At 44.1% G+C, this 21,219-nt stretch carries 13 protein-coding genes; all 13 read left to right on the top strand.

What is annotated here, in order from left to right:
* Positions 1–51 precede the first annotated feature (51 nt).
* Entirely contained in the window at positions 52–1,455 is a 1,404-nt protein-coding gene (locus ORQ98_RS09120; RefSeq protein ID WP_274688493.1) for a phage tail sheath family protein, read from the top strand.
* Positions 1,456–1,551: 96 nt separating this feature from the next.
* Complete coding sequence (locus ORQ98_RS09115) at positions 1,552–1,998, top strand: phage tail protein (RefSeq protein ID WP_274688492.1); 447 nt, start codon at positions 1,552–1,554, stop codon at positions 1,996–1,998.
* A gap of 11 nt (positions 1,999–2,009) precedes the next feature.
* Entirely contained in the window at positions 2,010–2,504 is a 495-nt protein-coding gene (locus ORQ98_RS09110; RefSeq protein WP_274688491.1) for a hypothetical protein, read from the top strand.
* Positions 2,505–2,555: 51 nt separating this feature from the next.
* Positions 2,556–2,735 (top strand): hypothetical protein, encoded by a 180-nt coding sequence (locus ORQ98_RS09105; RefSeq protein ID WP_274688490.1) that lies wholly within the window; start codon positions 2,556–2,558, stop codon positions 2,733–2,735.
* A gap of 2 nt (positions 2,736–2,737) precedes the next feature.
* Entirely contained in the window at positions 2,738–3,466 is a 729-nt protein-coding gene (locus ORQ98_RS09100) for a CIS tube protein (RefSeq protein ID WP_274688489.1), read from the top strand.
* On the top strand, positions 3,463–5,121 hold the full coding sequence (locus ORQ98_RS09095) for a phage baseplate assembly protein V (RefSeq protein WP_274688488.1): 1,659 nt from the start codon (positions 3,463–3,465) through the stop codon (positions 5,119–5,121). The genes ORQ98_RS09100 and ORQ98_RS09095 overlap by 4 nt, the downstream gene beginning before the upstream one ends.
* Positions 5,122–5,311: 190 nt before the next feature.
* Positions 5,312–5,719: a GPW/gp25 family protein gene (locus ORQ98_RS09090; RefSeq protein ID WP_274688487.1), complete on the top strand. Its 408-nt coding sequence runs from the start codon at positions 5,312–5,314 to the stop codon at positions 5,717–5,719.
* Positions 5,720–5,783: 64 nt separating this feature from the next.
* Positions 5,784–6,206, top strand: coding sequence for a hypothetical protein (locus ORQ98_RS09085; protein WP_274688486.1), 423 nt, complete (start codon positions 5,784–5,786; stop codon positions 6,204–6,206).
* Between the two features lie 19 nt (positions 6,207–6,225).
* Positions 6,226–10,197, top strand: a complete 3,972-nt coding sequence (locus tag ORQ98_RS09080) for a baseplate J/gp47 family protein (protein WP_274688485.1) — start codon at positions 6,226–6,228, stop codon at positions 10,195–10,197.
* A gap of 115 nt (positions 10,198–10,312) precedes the next feature.
* Complete coding sequence (locus tag ORQ98_RS09075) at positions 10,313–12,787, top strand: hypothetical protein (RefSeq protein WP_274688484.1); 2,475 nt, start codon at positions 10,313–10,315, stop codon at positions 12,785–12,787.
* A 137-nt stretch (positions 12,788–12,924) separates the two neighbouring features.
* Positions 12,925–18,237, top strand: a complete 5,313-nt coding sequence (locus ORQ98_RS09070) for a hypothetical protein (protein ID WP_274688483.1) — start codon at positions 12,925–12,927, stop codon at positions 18,235–18,237.
* A 93-nt stretch (positions 18,238–18,330) separates the two neighbouring features.
* Positions 18,331–18,804: a hypothetical protein gene (locus ORQ98_RS09065; RefSeq protein ID WP_274688482.1), complete on the top strand. Its 474-nt coding sequence runs from the start codon at positions 18,331–18,333 to the stop codon at positions 18,802–18,804.
* Positions 18,791–21,199, top strand: coding sequence for a contractile injection system tape measure protein (locus tag ORQ98_RS09060; RefSeq protein ID WP_274688481.1), 2,409 nt, complete (start codon positions 18,791–18,793; stop codon positions 21,197–21,199). Before ORQ98_RS09065 ends, ORQ98_RS09060 begins: the two co-directional genes overlap by 14 nt.
* Positions 21,200–21,219 lie beyond the last annotated feature (20 nt).

The raw sequence follows: 21,219 nt of genomic DNA, 5'->3' as shown, positions 1-21,219 counted from the left end.
CTAGATTGAGTAGGTTTTTTCTAGAATTTTAAATAAATATTAGGACTAAAAATGGCATCAAGTTATAAAACACCAAATGTATACGTTGAAGAAAGATCAATATTTCCACCATCCGTTGCTGAAGTGGCAACAGCAATACCTGCATTTATTGGTCGTACTGAAATAGATGAGGATGCTGGGGGAGAGAGTCTTGTTAATCAAAGTGTTCGAATTACTTCACTGGTTGAATATGAGAGTTGGTTCGGGGGGCCTTTTGATGAATCGTTTGATTTAGAAAGTATTAAAGACAGTGAAGGTAACGTTATTGATGTGAAGTTTAAAAAAGACACTTTGAGTAAAATGCCGGACTTTATTCTTTATCAAAGTGTTGCCCATTATTTTGCCAATGGTGGTGGTGCTTGTTATGTCATTTCTATTGGTACGCCTGCTAAATATACAGATGTCAGTACTGAAAAGGCTTTATTTGAGGAAGCCATCGATGTGGTTTCACAAGTAGATGAAGTGACATTGATGGTATTAGCTGATGCTGCTCCACGCTTCAAGGACAGCCTTCCAGAGTTTTATGGTCTTTGTAATAAAGGACTAGCGAAGTGTACAGAGCTTAAAGATCGTTTTATGCTAATTGATTGTGTAGATTCTTTAGGTAATGACTCCACAAGTCGAGATAACGATGTAAAAGCATTAAGAGATACAATTAATAACGAAGTTGATTTTGCTAAATACGGGGCAGCTTATTATCCCTATTTGATGACAACCATGGCACGTGCTTATGACGAGTCGAAAGTGACACTCGATGATGTGGCAATGAATGATCCATCATTACAGGGCACAGAGGCTTATTCCATACTTAAAAACAAACTGGCTAAAAACTATTTAATTTTACCTCCCTCATCTGCGATGGCGGGTATTTATGCTCGTGTAGACGGTGCTAGAGGGGTATGGAAAGCACCTGCAAATGTCAGTGTGAGTGGCATTGTTGGACCAACACGGATCATTGATAATGTAATACAAGAAAATCTTAATGTTGACACGACGGCAGGTAAGTCAATAAATGCGATTCGTGCCTTTACCGGTAAAGGAACACTGGTATGGGGTGCGAGAACCTTAGCGGGTAATGACAATGAGTGGCGCTATGTATCGGTAAGAAGACTGTTCAATATGGTGGAAGAGTCTATTCAAAAATCCACAGGATTTGCTGTATTTGAACCAAATACGCCATTTACTTGGTTAAAACTTAAAACAATGATTGAAAGCTATTTAACCAACCTATGGCGCCAAGGCGCGCTTTTTGGTGAGACGCCTGAACAAGCCTTCTTTGTCAATGTAGGCTTAGGTCAAACGATGACAGAAGATGATATTAATAATGGATATATGCGTATCGAAATTGGTATTGCTGCAGTGAGACCTGCAGAGTTTATTGTCTTGACTTTCTCGCATAAATCGCTTGAAGGCTAATCCCACTACTTTATTCTTTAACAATTATATTTAATTCATAGTGAACCATTTCCTAATAATTTTTCCTATAGGCGTTAATGGTTCAGGAGCACGATTATGCCAACCTCAGTCGATGACATAAAAAATGAATACCCAATACCCGTTTATCGTTTTGTTGTTACGATGGGTGATGAGTCCATAGCATTTTCTGAAGTCTCAGGGCTCGATATTAGTTATGAGACCATTACCTATAAAGATGGGCTAGGTAAGAAACATATGCCAGGCCAACCTACGGATGTCAATATAACCATGAAGCGGGGAGTGGTTCGTAAGAAAAGTCAATTTTATGATTGGATCAGTAATACGAGTTTAAATTTAATTGATAAACGGGATATTACCGTTAGTTTGACAAATGAAAGTGGTGATGAGCCCTTAGTCGTGTGGACAGTAACCAATGCTTTTCCCAAAAAACTAACGGCACCGAGTTTTAATGGCAGTTCTAATGAAGTGGCTGTTGAGACATTAGAACTCATGGCTGACGATGTGAAAATTGAATTTAAATAAGGGCAATTCAAGTGGCTTATTTGCAAGCACTGGCAGAAACGCTGAAAAATAATCCGCTAGAGGTACCTCCATTAGTGGGGTACCGATATGCAGCGGTGTTATTAAAGGCTAAAACCCCTATGATTGCCCCGATGGATATTCGTTTTAAGAAGATATCTGGACTTGAAATTAATCGACAACTAGAAACCCAAGAAAACTGGGCATTACTAAAGTCTAAGCCTACTCGGGGTACGATGACGTTTGAACGTGGTGTCTATAGTGTACCAACACCACTACAAGTGACGCATACCATGGAATGGCTAGAATGGGATGCTAAGTTATTACAAACAGATGTGTTAGTGAGTTTGTTGGATGATTCACCAATCCCAGTCCCTATAAAAGCGTGGTTGGCGACTGATGCCTTTTTGGCTTCACTCAAGTGGGGATCGTTGGCAGCGGATGAGAATCAATTATTGATTGAGTCGATGGAATATAATTATAGGCAGTTGCTACCTGTCTCTTTATAACTATACCTTTCGCGAGTCATTCTTAGGTTTTACCAGCATAGGACAATCGCAATGTCTATTCAACTGAAACAGCTAAGTGTACAGGCGTGTGTGAAAAACCCAACTCATTCTCCCAGTACGACGACTGAGCAAACTAATTCTCAACCACAAATAAACACAGTTGGTATTGATTTAACAGAAGAACGTTTATTGGCACTGTTACAAGCGATTGATGATAGGAAAAGGTGGTAGTGATGGGGCTATTAGGTAAAGAAGCGGAAATGACGTTGTTAAGTTATACCAATGCTGATCGAAATAAAGGAGAAAAGACGATAACGCTACCCTACAAGCCTGAGTCTTTATCCTTAAAGATGGCGAATAATATTTCTACTGAATGCTCAATTAATACCATTAGTGGTAATACCCAATACCAAGGAGGCGAGCCTTCAGAAGTATCGGTTACTTTTTATTATGATGCGACCATTTATGCAGATAGCTTAACGAGTTTTGTCACTGGCTCACTCACGGGTGATCGTGATCTAAAGAAAAAAATTCAAGAATTAATGAAAGCCTTGTATTCAATGGATGGTGCTAGCCATGAAAGCCGCTTCTTAATAGTAAAATGGGGTGAGATGCCAATTGGCAATAGTGTGAATGGTGGCTTTTATTGTCGCTTAAAAGATTTAGACCTGAAATATGTATTAACAAACTTAGAAGGCAAACCGCTGATTGTTGAGGTGACTTGTACATTCATAGAGCACTTGTCTGAGAAAGCATTAGATAAAAAAGAAGGCAAAAACTCACCTGACCTTACGCATATACGCTTGGTAATCAATGAAGATAAACTGCCTTTTAAAACATGGGATATTTATCAAGACCCTAAATATATCATTGAAGTCGCTAAAGTGAATAAATTGAATCATTTTCGTCGTTTACAACCTGGGCAAAGCATAATATTTCCACCTCTTGAGTCTGAGTCATGAATACGGCTGTCACCTTTATTTTAAAAGCAGATGGAAAAGATATTAGTCGAGATGTTCGACTGTTGTCAGTTACCACACGTTACGAGTTACACGCCATTCCAGAAATATTTATACAATTAGCTGATGGTGATCCTGCTACTGGAGAATTTGAACTATCTGAAAAGAAAGAGTTAGCGCCTGGTAAAACCGTTGAGTTGTCTGCTAGTTTTATGGGCAGTAAAGGCAAAGAAGCGACATTATTCTCTGGACTAGTTACTGGGCAACGTATAACAGTTAATAGAGGATTATTAGCATTAACTGTTATTGGCCATGGGGATCTTATTAAGCTAGTAGAACCAAGGCTGACCCAGGTATTTAAAGAAAAGAGCAAAGATGGAGATACCCTAAAAACTTTATTAAATAGCCGTAAAGTAAAAGTGACAAAAGTAGCCTCTACATCTGTACAGCACAATCAATTAGCCATGGTTGATCAACATATTTGGGCCTTTACTAAAGCGCGTGCTGAAGTGAATGGCTTATTGATTGTACCTAGCCCTAAAGGTCTGACTATTGATTCACCGGATAACATAAAAGGGACTGTACATGAGATAAAAATAGATGACTTACTGGATGCTCAACTGAATGTGGATACTACTTCGGCACTCAATAAAATAAAAGTTACTGCCTGGAATATTAAAACACAAAAAGACCACCCTGTGGCGGTGGGATCTGCTGCTAAAATAACAGGTGGAAATCAAACCGCTAGTTCGGCAGCAAAAGCAGTCGAACATCCAGACTGGCAAACTCAATCATTTAGCCCCCTTGAATCAGGAGAGTTAAAAGGTTGGAGTGCTGGAGAAGTACTTTATAGGGAGCTGGACCGTTACCAAGGTTACTTAACGCTGACTGGCACAGGCCAGTTTGCATTAGGCGATAAGATAAAGTTACTCCATTTTGGTAGTGTATTTAAAGGCGAGTACTTCATTTCAGGATTAAGTCACCAAATAGATCAAAATGGTTGGCGCACGACAGTACATTTTGGTTTGCCTATTACCCGAACAGGATTTTTCAAGAAACCATCTCACTCTAATCAAGGTGTTCCAGGACTGCTGGTAGGACAAGTGATGCCATTTAAAAAAGACCCTGATGGATTATCTCGGTTGCAAGTAAAAATACCAGCGTTTGGCACAAAAAATAATATTGTATGGGCACGTCTTGCTTCACCTTATGCCAGTAAAGACGTTGGCTTATTTTTACCTCCTAATCCTAATGATGAAGTGATTCTTGGATGGTTTGGTGGCGAGGCTTCTGACCCGGTTATTTTGGGGGCGATGTATAACCCAAAAAATAAACCGCCCATAGCACTGTCAGAAAAGAACGAAAAGCGTGGGCTCATCATGGTCAAAGATAAATTATCATGGCTATTTGATGAGAAAGAAAAAACACTTACCCAGGTGGCTAGTGATAAAGTCAGTGTGGTTTTATCAGAAAAAGAGGGTGTGACTATTAATCAAGATAAAAATAAGTTGTCAGTTAATAAAGGAATGCTTGTTGATAGTGATAAAGATATTACCTTGAAGGCGAAAGGAAAATCTATCATTAAACCTGGCGGTGATGCTTCAATCGAGGCGGGTGGTAAGTGTCTTATTAAGGCCAGTAAGACAGAAGTAAAATAATATATCCTTCACGAATGGCCTCTAGGCTTTGTTGTCTTCGTTATTCATCCCAATCACCTATTTCAATAGGCTCATGGGAATTCATCACTCGACGGCCTCACCTAAAAGCCATTCGTATTGGCTATATACTTTTCGAGGGTAATATTTTCTAATTAATTAGCTAAGAATATTTCTAGTTTATAGGTTATTTATGAGTGACTCTCAATTAATTGGTAGGGGTTGGTCTTTTCCGCCCGATTTCTTTAATCCTATGCAAGGCCCGGAAATGGTGACGGATGAGGATGAAATACGACAGGCGTTACGGGTGATTATCGATACACATTTTGGTGAGCGAGCCATGCGACCTGATTTTGGTAGCCCAGTGGCTGATTTTATGTTTGGTTCATTAGATGCTGGTGCCATTGCAATTTTAGCTGAAAAACTCTCTGATGTGTTATTACGATTTGAGCCTCGTATTGAATTGGAGTCAGTTGAGGTGGATGACAGTAAAGGTATGGAAGGCCTACTCACTATCCAAGTGAGTTATGTTATTCGTCAAACGAATGTGCGTGATAATTTGGTATATCCCTTTTATTTACAAGAAGCCTCTAGTGCTTAGATTGATACCCGTCGTGAATCATGACTGAATGATTTTTGAGTTCTAACAATCTAGGGCTGATAGGATGGATAAAATAATACTTCAAGGTGATCAGGTGATGTTTCAGCCTACGATGGGGGCTGCTACCTTAATTGGCAATTTATCAATGCCCATTAATGGCAGTGGGAAGATGACAGTCACTGGTAAAAAAGTCTGTTTAGAAGGGGATGAAAAAAAAGTACAGCTGCCTATTAATTATATTCAAGGTCCATATTCTATCCCCGGTATGGGCATTCTGAAAATTACTGGATTAGCGGGTGATCAGTTAAGTAAAAAAACCGTTAATAATAAAGCACTTATTTTAAAAGGATCGAAGTTTCAAGCAGAGATGCAAGTGACTGCTCCAGCCCAACAACCCACCGCTGCAGGGCCTGTACCAGATGGAACGCCGAAATATTCTGGCATGGGACAATTTATAACAAGCAATATTAAGTGTGATGTAACTTAACGATGGATGTCATTTTCCTATGACTATAAATCACGATAACCAATATGTTGAGACGTCGACAAGTCGGCCTGGTACGCTCCAAACTCAACGTAATTTACAACCCCTATTACCGAGCTACTTTTCGGTAGAAGAACGCACAACAGAAGACTGGTTGATTTACTTGAAACAATTTTCTGAGTGGCTCCGATTTTATTCAGTGGCGGATAACTCGCATACTGACTGGCAGTTATTTTTGCCAAGCCAAGCCGATATTGCCAAGCTAGTTGCGTGGGTAGAAGGAGACACGTCAGTATCTGATGAAATTAAAGCGATAGCGGCACGTCCACATATGGCACTGTTATTAGCTTTTATTGAATTACAAAAACATCCAAGGCTTTTATTTGATCGGTTTACCGAACGACACTTACACTACTATTATCGGGATTTATTAGGCCTAACTGAAAAATCACCCAAGCCTGATCACTGTCACTTAGTCCTGGGCTTAGAATCTACGGCAGAATCTGTCGTATTGCCTGTTAATACGGCTTTTGACGCAGGGTCAGATACGAATGATAACCCGCGTCACTATGTGGTCACCACTGCTACAGGAATTAATCATGCTGTCTTACAAAGCTTACGATCCCTAAGTTTAGAGCAAGCAATAAATGATAAAAATCATGTGCGTTTTGTTCATACCACGCTGGTTGATGGTACTCAAGGTATCAGTTTGCCTGAAACGAGTGCATTAACGTTTGGTGAGCCCAGTGTTTCTGATCCTCAGCGACAGACCCATGGTGAAATTGCGTTACAAGTGGCTTCTCCACTGCTGTTGTTGAGTGAAGGGGAAAGAGTTATTCGTTTGTCATTTGATAAGCGTTTTACATCCACTTTAGAAAAAAAAATCAGCTTTGAGCATTTTCATGATTATTTTGACTTTGCCTTAACAACCAGTGATGGATGGGTTTGGTTAATGGACCAACCAAGGCAGTCACATGGCTATACGGGTGATGATCGGATAGTCATCAGTGAAGAAGCAACAGAAGGTGTACAGTCCACTTTTTTAATTGGAACAGAATATTCAGGTGATGCAGTCGTCGTTGAAATTAAATTGACAGCATTATTTCCTGCTATACAAGTACCTGAAAGCCAATCCCTAGGTTCACCAGAGCTGCCACAACTAAAATTAGCATTAAAAGAAACTGACAGTCATTTCGTCAAGCACTACCAGACTTTTAAAATGGGCTTATTAAATACAGTATCGCTGCATGTTAGTGTAAAGGGATTAACCTTACCCCTTATTCGCAATGATGAAGGTCCTCTCGATCCCGGTGGGCCAATGGAGTTGTTTGGTAGTCAACCCGCACCACAGGCAGAAACCCAGTTAACACACACAGAACTTAGCCTTAAAGCATTAGATTGGTTGTCGGTTAACCTGGATTGGAATAATAAACCCAACGATTTGTTTGAGTACTACAAGCCTTATCGTGATTATTTAATTGCTACTCAGGATGGTGATTTCAGCCAATGGCCTAATCATCAAGTGGCAGTTGGTTCAGCGTATCACTATGAAGCCGATCAGTTGTTATTTGAGTCCACTTCAATCAGTGCGAAGGATGCATCAACCCTTTATCCAGAAAACTTTTCTTGGCCAGATTATGCAGAACTACCACTGGATAATAGTGAGCCCAGAGAATGGCCCGTATGGTATGGATTCAGGTTGGGTCATGATGATTTTGGTCACAGCTTGTATGCATCAGTGACTACTTGGCATGCCAATCAATATGCGCAGCAACAGCTTCAGTATCAGATTGACCTGGAAGATTATGAAGATGCTAAAGCTGCTTATCCGCAGGCATTAGCGGCTTATACCGAAAGTATGCAGCATTATCAACAGGCATTGAGTGAGTATCAGGTTCAAAAAAGCCAATATGATCAGCCTTGGACAGCGCACTGGGCGTCTTTGTGGTTTTACCTGATATCAGATCCAACCACTTCTGACTCGGAGGTGGGGCTATATGATGCTTATCATCAGCGAATTGTTCGAAATAATACGACGACAACGGCCGCTTTTAATATTTATATCTGGGATAACAACTTAAGACTGTGGACCGAGCAGCGTGCATTTAACTTAAGTAATGGCGGTAACCAGCAAATGGCTGACTTCCTGAATAGTTTGGTATATGGCCAATCTGTCGTGATAACGTCAGGGAATGCCATTGGCACAGTCGCTGAGCGAAGTTTACCTGCCCTGGTTGAAGCCATTGAAAACTGTGGTGGTAGCCAGTCCTGGTTCACTAACTCAAACTTGAGTACTTGTGTTTTTGTCGGGCAAGCGCGATCAGGTGCTGGGCAGGGGGCACAGCATAATCATGATAAGAAAACATTTTCTCTGTTTTCAGTGACATCCAATGGCAGCTTAGCGTTTGAAAAAGACTATGCTGCTAAATCTGAGTTTAGCGATAAGACCAAACCACTGGCAGCACCTTACGATCGTTACGATCCACCCAGTAAGCCAATAGCACCGACAGAACCACAGCAGCCCACAGCGCCTGCATCGATTGATGAGCCCGTCATTGTCCCAGAGCCTTGGACGCCAACCATTAACAGCATACAGGTTGATTATGAGGCTAAAGCAGATTTTTCGGTTAACCAGTTGAGTCCAACTAGTCGACATCAGCTGTATCATTTGAATCCTCTAGGACTTCAGAACCTAAGTGACGTCGATAAAAAAACCTTTGTTTCAGTATTTGATAATACTGGTTATCTCTATCTTGGTTTCTCACAAGCCCCGTTAGGCGGGACACTTGAAACCTTATTTCAAATAGCCCCCATTGATAGCGCTGATGAAGATGACACGGACAGTGAATTAACCTGGAGCTATATGGCAACAGAGGGAGTGACTCAGCAATGGGTCCGCTTTGGTGTCGATAATCAAACCAAAGATACTGAACGGGCATTAATTTTGTCTGATGAAACTAACACCTTGTTGGACTCAGGCATCATATCGTTTGGGCTATTAGCAGAGATGACAAGGACAGGGGCTTATTTAGGTGATAACCAGCTTTGGCTGCGAGCCGCTGTTAAACGGCCTAATGGTACACTGAGCACACTAGCCTGGTCTGAGCTTGATGGTGTGTATAGTCAAGCAGTCAAAGTCACCTATAACGATGAAATATCTCCTCCTTTGCATTTACCTGATGCCTTGCCTGCAAACACCATAGCAGCATTAGTGGAAGACAGTGTTGAGCCAGCGATTCGTGCTGCGATAGGCTCTGTCACTCAGCCATTTCCTTCATTTGAGGGGCGCCCAGCAGAGTCTCCAGATGCCTTTGCTATGAGGGTCAGTGAGCGACTTCGACACAAAGGTAGGGCGTTAAATTTATGGGATTATGAGCGCTTGGTATTAGAACAATTCCCAGAGATTTTTTTAGCAAACTGTCAGAGGGTGGAAGGGCAAGGCTTTCACGTTCGATTACTGGTGGTCCCTAAAACGGCTGACCCTGAATTATTAAAGCCAACGGTTCCTCCCTATTTACGGCTAAAAATTCAAGATTATCTTCAAACCCTCATGTCACCAGTTGTGCAACTAGACGTGAGAGCCCCCAGGTTTCATGAAGTGCAATTTGATATCGCTCTGACTTTTGAGCCTCAGTATGACCCAGGGGTAGTGGTTAAAACCTTAAATGACGAGCTAACCGCCATGCTAAGCCCCTGGGTAGGTGGTGGTGAGAGTAGCAACTTGAAAGGCTCTATCTATCTCTCTGATGTCGTTACCTTTGTTGAGCAACGAGACTATGTCAATTTAGTTATGCAGGTAGGGGCTTACCTGATCAAAGGGGATGGAGAGAAGCCAGTCAAAGTTGAGGGTAGCGAAATCAAACCAGAGGCGCCTGATATTGTGCTGGTGCCAGCTAAAAAACATATCTTGCGTGCACTGCCTGAAGGAAAAGCGATTTTTGAGGGCATTAGTATCATGGAAATTGAATATGACTTTGAAGTAGCACCTAATTAGCGCCCCCTCACTCCTCACTGTTTAAGAGACTGTTGCAAAAGATTACGAGCTAAGACTGTAGCTTTCGACAGGTTCTCAATTTCGACAGATTCTCAAGACGGAAGCGAATTAACCTATGAATAGCTTAACCATACCGAATCGTGGTCCCACTGAGACGGCGCAGGATTTCTTTGCACTTCGTGATCAGGGTGTTGAGCTTATACAACACTTAGCCAGTGAAACCTGGACTGATCACAACTTACATGACCCAGGTATTACCTTCCTAGAGTCAGCTTGTTATGCAATGACAGACTTGGGGTATCGGCTGGATTTTTCAGTGCCAGACTGGATGGCAACGCCTGATGATACAGACGAGTCACTTGCTTTTTGGGGGCAGCCAAAAGTACTACCTTGTGAGCCAGTCACAGCGGATGATCTAAGGCAACTGATCTTGAACGTGCCTGGCGTACGCAATGTAATGGCAATGCCTGCGCCCTTATTCCCATGGCTTTGGCGAATTTCAGTGATCCCTGAGGAAGGCGTTGACAAGAATCTACTTAAGGGACTTGTTCAGCAAGTATTTCTTCAACACCGTAATCTTGGGGAAGATTTAGAGTCACCGACGGAAAGCCAAGGTAGCACTGATACTGGGCTGCCTGGTCTCCAAATACTCGACAGTTACGATTTAATCATTCGGCTCAAAGTACGGATCACTGACGGCAAAGACACTGTAGAAACCCTTGCTCAATTATTAGCCCGCTTTATTGCGTTAATCTCACCCTCAGTTCCATTTAGATCGCTAGCAGAGCTGCTAGCCAAAGGTATTAGTTTTGAGAGCCTCCATACTGGTCCTTGGCTTATCCGTGGTTATTCAGATGAGAATGAATTACAGGAGCCTGTGTTAAAGGATACTTTATATGTGTCTCGACTGATGACAGAAGGGTTAGCGGTCGAAGGGGTTGAGCAAGTGGACCGGCTTGAAATTACGGGGGCGAGTGAACCATCGGAACAAGACTGGGAGCCTTGGATTTACCCACTACAAACGAATAAAGCACCTCATCTCAATATCGAAAAAACCCTGAGTTATATGGCGGTACTGAAAAACGGTATCTCAGTTAGCTTTAGTGCCAATGATGTTTGTGAGCGAGTGAAGGAGCTGATGCAACCAGGCATTTCCCCTGGCCGGAAGGTTGATGAACATGCTGGAGAGAATCGAGAACTAGCTAACTATGTGCCTATCCAGCATGAGTTGCCAGTGACCTATGGTGTCGGCACCGCTGGCATTGCAGCTAACGAGTCCGGCCAACGTATTGAGCAGATACGCCGTTTACAAGCTTATTTACTGTTTATGGACCAGGTATTGACCAATCAGTTTGCTCAGCTGGCCCATACCCATCAACTTATGTGTGTGCCGAAAGCTGAGCTTTGGCACTTGTTAGGTGGGTTATTAGAAAAAATGCAGGGGAGTGAAACCCTTAGCGATGCCGAGGTGGGAGCGTTTTGGCAGCTAGTCAGCCAACTGCCGGCTTCTCACCAGTCCCAATCAGTTGATGACATTACCGACGTAGAGCAGATACTGACGAAGTCTGTCGCTGATTATCAGTCCCCTGACTTTAATCAATTGACTGAAAGGCCATTTGGTGAAAAGCATTTACTCCGTTTAAACAGGGGGATGGAACACTTATTGGCTCGTCACCATGAAACAGTCCCTGATGACTCAGTATTAAAGTATGAAGAGCTATTTTGCCACTACAGTGAAGTGCTTTTAAACCATCCTGATGCGCCACTCATGACTACCAGCCAGCTAAATAAGCGACTAGCCAAGCTTAAGTGTGTGGTTGATAAAGCCTTATTCATTTTAGATGTACCTCAGGTGGGGCCGTTACGGGGGCAGGGGCATCACTATCTGAATGACGCGATTTGGGGAGAGGCTAATGTGGTGGGCTTTAAGTACCGGGTTTATAGACAATTAGGGTTACCGGTAGTGATGTCAAAATTACTCTCAGCCAATAACTATGAAGGCTTTCATTGTGTTGAAGGCACCTTACTGCGCCATGGCGTAAACCCTAGCAACTACCCTGAAACAGCGATACCTCACTTGGTATTTATTGTATTGCCAAATTGGCCAACCCGCTTTCAAAACACCACTTTTCAGGAGCTAATTTATCAGGCTGTGTTTGAGCAATTGCCAGCTCACCTCTCTCCACTGCTACTGTTTTTGGATCGAGCAGATATGGCGATTTTTGAAAAAGCTTACTGTGCATGGCGAAATGCAATGCTGTTTGTTTATGCAAATGCGCATGTTGATGAGCGGAAGACGCGCATTGAAGCTGCAGCAAAGGTGCTGAACGAGTGTCTTACAGAGTTTAAGAACAACCGGCCTTACACGATTGATCCTGAGGATTTTCAGCACTCGAAAATTGGTGATGAGAGATACCCGATTGGTAAGTTTATCATTGGCTACCAAAGTGCTGCATTATTGAACTACCCACCCAATGATAAGGACTTTGGTTGTATTGGGCAGGGAGCCATTAATCCTGGCCCTAATAGTGTTCATGACCCCTTTGTTATTCGAGTAAAAGCCCCTAACCACTTATGTCTATCTAACTAGTTGCTATTGAGTTTTCTACTCGCACCCCAGTGTCCACCCACCCTTAAATCGTAAGTTTTTTAATCAGTTAGCTCGTTGGCTGTTCGCTTAGCTGCTTGAGCTAATCACTAATAGGACTAATCATCCAAGGAAACGTTATGGCTAAAAAAAATCGATCTGATCTTGAGACAATGTTTAAAGATAATGCCATTCCTACTGGCAGTAACTTTAAAGAGTTTATTGAGTCAGGCATCAACCAAAAGGATGACTTGGTTTGTGTTGATAGCAATAAAAACCTTGGGGTAGGTACTGAACTACCTCAGGCCAAGTTGCATGTTGAGGGTAACCTGAAGACAACTGCTGGCCTTGAGGTAGGAGATGATGTCACCTTACACAAAAATACCAGTATTGGCGGAGACCTTGATGCTGTGAATCTCGTTGCTGAGGAGTCTATAACGGGCAAAGAGCTCACCATTACCGATCAAGTCAATATCACAGGTGGTAAAGGGGCTGTGGCGGTTGAGCATTTGACGCTGACTGAAGATGCCTCAATAACAGGCAATGTTGCTGCTACCAATGTGACTGCCAGTGATGAAGTGAAGGGGAATCGCCTGACGATTACTGGCCCTGCCACCATTACAGGGCCCACTGGTGATATTGCTGTTAGTCGTTTAACGCTGCAAGAAAGTGCAGAAATTGCGGGTGATGTTCATGCCGCCAATGTCACTGCGACCAATACCCTGGAAGGAGGGGAGCTCATTATTTCTGGGCAGGCAACCATTACCGGGCCAACGGGTGATATTGCTGTCAGTAACCTAACCCTGCAGGAAAATGCCCATATCACAGGCGATCTTCAAGCTACCCAGATCACCGCGTTAGAAGCCTTGGACGGTAAGCGCTTGGTGGTGAGCGAAGAAGCAGTCATTACTGGTGGTAAAGGGATGATTGATGTTCATCACCTTAGGCTACGGGACGATGCTGATGTAGAAGGCGATATTCGTAGTAAAAACCTCTCAGTCAAGCAACATGTAGAATCACAGACCCTGGCAGTCAGTAATGAAGCGGTTATTGGTAAATCCCTTACCGCAGGGCCAACCCAGGTTGAAAGTTTACGTGTTACTGATGATGCACAAGTGGGTGAAAGCCTGAGTGTGGGTGAGCACCTTGCCTTCAATAAGGACAGTAGCGCATTCATTGACCTACAGCGATTAGATAGCTTGCCTGGCAGAGCTTCTGTAGAAGTGAGAGATGCCATGCAAAATCAGCAGCTAAAGCTCGATAGTCAGGGCAAGTTGATGGTGGGGGCTGGTGATACTGATGCTGCATTGCATGTGACGTGGGAAGGGGTAGGAAATGCACTTAGGGTGGATGATCAAGTTAATGATAAAACGCCTTTCATAATTAATGAGTCTGGGCGAGCAGGCTTTGGCACCGAAAACCCACAAACGGCTGTTCATGTCCATGTACCTGCTACCGAACAAGGGTTAAGAATTACCAGTACCAATAGCAATAATGTGGATGAAAACTGGTTTACTGCCAGCAGTGAAAAAGTCTTTATTCAGCCTCATACCGAACTCCATCAGCTAACAGTGAACGGCAAAATGATTGCTGTAGCGCCTGCCACTTTTAAAGCACGAGTCACTCTAGAAGACAGCTTGTTGATAAAAGGCCATTTAACCACTGAGGGCAGTGGAGAAGTTAAACAGGGGTTAGTGGTTCATAAACCGATTAGTCAAGGGGCTGCATTATCAGTTAAAGGGGAAGCGATTGTTAGCAGTGGATTACTTGTCGGTGCTGAGTCACTTGATGGTAAGCAAGTCCATGTGAAAGGAGATACCGCACTTGATGGCCAGCTAATGGTATCCGGTAATACCGAAATTGATAATACCCTTAAAGTGGCTGAAAAAGCTTCATTTAGTCAAGCAGTTAGCGTTGCAGGTAACTTATCGGCAGAAGGTAATACCCAGGTTAAAGGAACACTTCATGTTGAAAAAAGCGTGCAGGTGAAGGATGACACTAGCTTACAAGGTTCATTAACTGTTGGGGGGAAAGCCCATATTCAGCAACAGTTGAAGGTTGATCAGAATAGTGAGCTGAATGCTGACTTACAGGTTTCTGGCAATGTCACTATTGGTAGTGAGGCCCAGCCCAGTGACTTAACTCATCATGGTTCAGCCACGCATACTGGCGCTTTAAAGGTAGATCAGCAAGCAACTATTGGTGGTAGTGTTGATGTTCAAGCGGGATTAACAGTTGCGGATACATTAGCGGTTGGTAGTGACTCGGCGCTTGCTGGCAATCTGGCTATTGGGGGTGATGCTGCTATTACCGGTGATCAAAAAGTTAACGGTAATCAACGGGTGTCTGGTAGTAGCCACCTAACAGGTGCCGTTACCCTTGATGACTCCCTAACAGTGCTGGGTGAACCCGGTATTAACACCCAGGCCCTAACCGTTGAAGCCAAAGCAGCTGACTTCAAGCAAGGGGTATCCATCGCTGCTGGTCAGCAAGACAAGGCTGCCAACATTGATGGCCAGGTGAATATTAGTGGTGATACGACGATAACTGGCAACACTGCCATTTCGGGTGATGTGGGTATCACTGGAAATACCAATCTTACGGGTAGTACTTCACTTCATGGTTCTACTGAGTTTGATGGCCCTATCGATGCTAAAGGGGATTTGGTATTAACGGGTGATACCGCATTTACCGGTGATCATACTCAAACCGGGAATGCCCATATTGAAGGCCAGTTACAAGTCAATCAAACCAGCCACTTAGCTGGCGATCTGTTTGCCAGTAAGCGCGTAGCGGTTGGTGATACGAAATTTCCTGAATCAAATGAGGCAGATACCCAGCCAAACGCTTTTTATGTGAAAGGGAGCAGTCAGCTCAAAGGTGATGTTGATATAGCCGACTGGCTTCGGGTGGGTGGCGATGCAGAAATAGCAGGTGAGTTAAGAGCCCGTTCAAATAGTCGCTTATATGGTGATTTAACCGTTGATGGCAGTGCTGAAATAAAAGGTGATGCGGAAATAGCTGGTAGTGCCGCGGTGAGGGGGGATGCCTCGATTGGTGGTGGCCTTGAGCTTAACGATAGCCTAATGGTAGGGGCTGACTTAACTGCTGCAGGAAGTGCCAGCGTTGATGGTAGCGCAATGGTCAAGCAGTCTTTAGCTGTTGGGGGGAAAAGTACCTTTAATGGGCCTGGCCAGTTCGATAATGCATTGAGAATTTCCACACCAGCAGGCAGCCAAGAAAAAGCCATTCATGTGCAAGGTGACAGTGAGTTAACGGGGCACTTGCAGCTGGGGGGCGACCTGGATTTAGGAGGAGCGATTAAAACCCAACAGGGAATGACGATTGAAACGGATTCCACTGATGACCTAGCTCTGACAGTGAAAGGCCGAATGAAAACCACGGGTGATATTGCCAGTGTTGGGAATTTTACTTTAACTGGTAATCAAACCACCGTTGGAAAGCAGGATGTGACCGGCCCATCAACCTTCCGCGATAAGGTTGATGTTGAGGGTGGCTTACAGGTGGGTCAGAACGCGGAAGTTGGCCATGACTTGAAAGTACTAGGGCACAGTGAGTTTGCTCGAAATACTCACTTTAGCGAATCAGTGCGAATCAGTAATCAAAATCAAGCAGAGAGAGCCCTAAGTGTTAAAGGTAATAGCCACTTTACTGGCAACTTAACGACAGACGGCAATCTGACCCTAAATGGTGCTTTTAGAAGCCCTAAAGGTATGGTTGTCAGTACGACGGATCCAAATGGAAAAGCACTGGTTGTCAAAGGCTATCAAGCCACTGAAGGTGCCCTTTCTGTTGGTAAAGACTTGTCTGTTATTGGTGCTATTGAAAACGGTGGGGATCTTAAGGCGTTAGGTGCCCTCGAAATAGGTAAAGGGGCTACCATTGCTGAGCAACTGGATGTTGGCAGTGATTTGAATGTCGGTGGGGATCTAACGGTTGCTGGCTATCATCGCCATCAAGGGGCTGTGGATATTGACCAGACACTGGCTATTCATAATAACCAAGCGGCAGATTTAGCATTAGATGTTAAAGGGCATACACAACTCGCGGGTAATGTAGATATTGCTGAGCACTTAAATACCCTTAAAGGCATCACTGTTACTACGGATACGCTTTCTGATGAAGCCCTTAGAGTGGTTGGTAAGCAGCTGGTGACAGAGAGCTTAGATGTTGATGGTGGACTAAAAGTTAAAAAGCTCAGTCAGTTGGACAATATTCAGGTCAACCATACCACTCAGTTGAAAGGAGAGACGTTTGCACACCACCTGACTATCAACGGAGAGTGCCGAGCAAAAGAAAACACCTATCTTGAGCGAAACTTGCGAGTGGAAGGCCAGAGTATTTTTGGTAAGCCCGTGGAGCTTGAAGGTGACATGGTGTTCAGCAATGGCCATGCAATCTCTGCCGCTGATCCCAATAAGTTGCTCGGCGGCAATAATAGCTCAGACCAAAAGCTGGCTACTCAGAAAGCTATTAAAACCTACATTGATCAATATGCTGCCTTTGGCTTTGGTGGTGATACTAAAGTAGTGAGAAACCAGCAGACGTTTGAAGCAGTGTTTGGCAATGGCTCCACAGATACCACGATTGAGCCTCATACCACCATTATCTTGCTTCCTCCAAAACCGCAGCAATCTCCTGTAGATCCCGAGATGGATCATGCTGAAGATCCGGCTAATGCGGCCAGGCATGGCTATCAACTTAAGAATACCGTGTACATCAGTAGTGGTGTTTCTATCATAGGTTACAACCCAGCCACGACGCTAGTGATCAAAGAAAAGCCTGAGAATCGCTTTGTGCTGCGAGCAGTGAATGCTAACGAAAGAATTAGTAAGGTGTATTTAGAAGGCTGGACTTTCTTAGGTAAGCGCCAGCTAGCCGGTGCTAGAGGGGGGGCCTTTTATCTGGATGGTGCTGAAGACTGTGTATTGAACTGTCATATCAAAGGTCATCGCGTCAGCCTACAAGGGGGTGGGATTTATGGCAATGATAGCCAACGGATCACTGCCCATTACATCAGCGATTGTGCCGCTATCAATAACCAAGAGTCAGCTGAAGGGGGCGGTGTTTATGGCTTACAGGATTCTGACCTCGTGATTAGCCTATGTGAGTCTGATAACGGTGGTGGTGCTGCCCTCTGTCAGCAAAGCTACATTAAAGTGACTCGCTGCACGGCTGTTTTTGGAGGTGGTGTGTTCCGTTGCAGTGAGTCAGTTGTTCATGCTAGCGACTGCGGAGCTGAGCAACGGGGCGGCGGGGCTTGCTTCTGTGACAACCTCATCTGTGAAGGTATTTGGTTGAACAATAAAGGCTTGGCTGGCTATCAACACATTTACGCTAAAAGTGATACTGAAGACTGCTATTGGATTGGTCAGTTTGTTGGCCGGCGGATTGCTGAGTTTGATTTAAGGTGGACCAATAAGAACAGGTAACGCCTTTCTATTATTTTCCTTAGTTTTTCTAGGGCCTGTTAACAGACCCTAGACCTCTGTGTTTCAGCCTTTCAAATGCAAGGATATATCATCATGTTTTATATTCAATGTGCTCGTCGCAATGGCCTGGTATTGGGGTATGAACCCTATGACCAATCTTCTTTGATTGCCTCTTTTCGGTGCTTTTGGGTAGAGGTAGACCCTGCTGCCACTGATGGCCAGCTTTGGCAACCAACCTGCAGTGAAGACCAAGTAACGTTTCAATCAAACCAACCTCTACCAGAGCCGACCGCTGATAAACCCTTAATTATTCGTCAAAACCAAGGCCAATGGCTGCATAGTATTGATCAGCAGCAGCTGGCTAAGTTGGAGTTGCTTCGTCGGCGACAAGCGAAGAATCAGGCTATCGCTCAGGCCATAAAAAACTGGTGTTTAACCCAAGTGGAAGGGATGGAAGAGGCCTTTATCAACTATGGGATAGAAGATATCGAGCATCCACGCTACTTAGCCTACCGTGAGGCTATTGCTGAGATCAAAGCGGAATATCAGGAAGATGATGGCCATTGAGGTTCAGCAAGCCCAGCTGAACTTGGTGTTTGATCATGAGTTTCAACATCAAGCAATTCGAGAGCAGCTCACCCAGCAGTTTCATCGTGCTTTACAGAAGTTTGATACCGGTGAGTTGGACCCTGCGTTAGTAGCAGATGAGGGCCTATTCTCTATTGACAGGATTGAGGTGGATTTAGGTGAGATTAGCTGGGAAAACCTGGAGCAGCAGTTTTCTGAGCTGCTATTGAAGCAGTTAAAGCAGGCGTTGCTTAAAGCGTTAGAGGGGTATCAAAGCCCCCATGTTGAAGGCGCTTTATTTAAAGCATCTACAGCCCCGTTGGTTGTACCAAGTGATGCTAAAAAAACGATACCGACCACTAATGTTGGCACAGGGTTGGGTGAGAGCAAGCAGGTCCTCAGTAAGTTGACTCAGCAGCTAGTGGCTTTACTGAGTCAGCTAATGGCAGTTTCACAATTACCGCTAGCGGCTATTAGTTTGCTTAAGCAGTGGGTGCTCATTGAGAGAAAAGTTACCACTGTACCAATACCAAATAGGCAAGCTCGTTTTAAGCAGTTAGTGGCTTTAGTCAAGCAGGATCAGCCAGATCATCGGTGCAAGCAATGGCAGCTAGCATTACTCCATGAGATTGCTCAAGCCCCTGTTTTTTCACTGCCTTCCTGTTGGTTGTCGTTAGCCAGGGCTTGTCAAAACCAGGTGCAAACCAGTAGCGATCGGATCAGCTTGGCAAACGCTTGGCGCTCGTTGCTAGTGACATTGCAGCTGGCTGGAGTATCGACACCAGGCTTAGCCAGTTGGTTAAAACCTCGGCGCAAACGATGGTATCGACGCATTCAGCGATTAGCAGAGGGACAAGGGGACTTTCAGTCTAGGTGGCTGGAGCAGGTCAATGTCTCTGTCAGTTGCTATCAGCTGCTGGTGTTTCAGTTGCAGCGATTTCAACGGTTACAACAAACCTTAGAGGCCAGCGGCCCTGATGTTGAGTTGAAGTATTGGCAAAATATACAGCAGAAAATTCAGGCAGATATGCCTCAGCCACCATCGATATTAGCAGCGTTTTGGGTAACGCTTGAGGCCTTTGCCAGTTCTGAAATAGTCCCCAGCTCTCCTAATACAGGCAGTGAGCCTGTTTACCTGCAGCGGCAAGTATTGAAGCGACTGGATCGGGTGATTGATCAGCTTCAGCGAGCGATTGATCAGCTAACCAAACAGCTCCTTCAGCGATTGAGCGAATCCCAATACAATTTTATTGAAAGTTTACGCCAGCCATTTTTACAAGCTCAGGTGAAGCAATGGCTATCTGATATGTTACTGAATCTAGTAACCAGTAATACCGAAACTGGTAATCAGGTCATCTCTAAAAAATTAATAAAATCAGCAGCTAATCCAGTATTCCTCAATCAAAAATCAACTTTTGATGACATTGAGCCGATTGTAGATCATGTTCAAGCGGTATTGGATGAACCAACTCATCCAATGGCTGATCAAGTTGTGGATTCGTTTGGTGGGAAAAAGGAGTCATTGCCCAGTGGCCCGGACGCTGAAACTGCACAAGCTGAGCAGGCGCTACCCTTAGCTAACCTATTGCAAACGTTAGGGCAGGTAAGCCAGCAGGCTGATGAACTTACGGAGCAGTTACATCAGTCTGGGGGGCTAAGCCAGGCTAAGAGGGCTAACCCAAGTCAAAGCTCAGTGTTACTGGGTCAGTCTCGTCAATTAGTTGATGTTGCTAATGGGATTGAACCTGCTAATAGTCATCCTTGGTATACAGAGCGTGCGGGTATTGTACTGTTATGGCCGATGATGCCTGCCTTAGTGAGTGATTTGCTAACTGAGAATAATCAACAGTTTTTGACACCATTATCTCAACGACAGGCGTGGTTTCGATTATGGCTCGCGGCTCATCCAGAGTACTGGGTTGAATGGCTGGACGAGAGTGATAGAAAGCAGAGAGAACAGGAGCCCATCAGTGCCAACGTTATTGGCGAACTGCTAGATCAAGCGGCAGCTGAATTAGACTCACTATTTACGTTATTGGTGGGGTTAGACCCTGAAGATAGTTGGGCAAGTGAAGAGGGCAGAGAAGGAGGTTTGGCATCGATCAATCACGCTGAAAGGGCCTTCGACGCAACCGATTGGAATACCGAGTTAGCAGCTATCCATCTGTGGCTAAAGCGGTTTATTCAACAGTGGCCAGCCTTGAAGCACACCTCTCCAATGGGGCTGAGCCACTTATTTTTTGATCGGGATGGGGTAGTGACTCGCCAAGAAACTGGCTGGCAAATTACTGTGTCACCCAAGGCCCAAGATGTGTTGTTACAAGCATTACCTTGGCCAAAATCAATCATACGACTGCCGTGGATGAGTGGATTAATTAATATTCATTGGGACTAGTTTCAAAAATATTATTTCTT

This window comes from Spartinivicinus poritis, from assembly GCF_028858535.1.
In the GTDB taxonomy this organism is placed as follows: domain Bacteria; phylum Pseudomonadota; class Gammaproteobacteria; order Pseudomonadales; family Zooshikellaceae; genus Spartinivicinus; species Spartinivicinus poritis.
Note: the sequence above shows the minus strand (reverse complement) of the source record. Positions and strands in the feature narration are given on the sequence as shown.

What these genes read in the sequence shown, in the direction of transcription:
- ORQ98_RS09120 (WP_274688493.1), top strand. Translation starts at nt 52, where the DNA reads ATGGCATCAAGTTATAAAACACCAAATGTATACGTTGAAGAAAGATCA.
- ORQ98_RS09115 (WP_274688492.1), top strand. Translation starts at nt 1,552, where the DNA reads ATGCCAACCTCAGTCGATGACATAAAAAATGAATACCCAATACCCGTT.
- ORQ98_RS09105 (WP_274688490.1), top strand. Translation starts at nt 2,556, where the DNA reads ATGTCTATTCAACTGAAACAGCTAAGTGTACAGGCGTGTGTGAAAAAC.
- ORQ98_RS09100 (WP_274688489.1), top strand. Translation starts at nt 2,738, where the DNA reads ATGGGGCTATTAGGTAAAGAAGCGGAAATGACGTTGTTAAGTTATACC.
- ORQ98_RS09095 (WP_274688488.1), top strand. Translation starts at nt 3,463, where the DNA reads ATGAATACGGCTGTCACCTTTATTTTAAAAGCAGATGGAAAAGATATT.
- ORQ98_RS09090 (WP_274688487.1), top strand. Translation starts at nt 5,312, where the DNA reads ATGAGTGACTCTCAATTAATTGGTAGGGGTTGGTCTTTTCCGCCCGAT.
- ORQ98_RS09085 (WP_274688486.1), top strand. Translation starts at nt 5,784, where the DNA reads ATGGATAAAATAATACTTCAAGGTGATCAGGTGATGTTTCAGCCTACG.
- ORQ98_RS09080 (WP_274688485.1), top strand. Translation starts at nt 6,226, where the DNA reads ATGACTATAAATCACGATAACCAATATGTTGAGACGTCGACAAGTCGG.
- ORQ98_RS09075 (WP_274688484.1), top strand. Translation starts at nt 10,313, where the DNA reads ATGAATAGCTTAACCATACCGAATCGTGGTCCCACTGAGACGGCGCAG.
- ORQ98_RS09070 (WP_274688483.1), top strand. Translation starts at nt 12,925, where the DNA reads ATGGCTAAAAAAAATCGATCTGATCTTGAGACAATGTTTAAAGATAAT.
- ORQ98_RS09065 (WP_274688482.1), top strand. Translation starts at nt 18,331, where the DNA reads ATGTTTTATATTCAATGTGCTCGTCGCAATGGCCTGGTATTGGGGTAT.
- ORQ98_RS09060 (WP_274688481.1), top strand. Translation starts at nt 18,791, where the DNA reads ATGATGGCCATTGAGGTTCAGCAAGCCCAGCTGAACTTGGTGTTTGAT.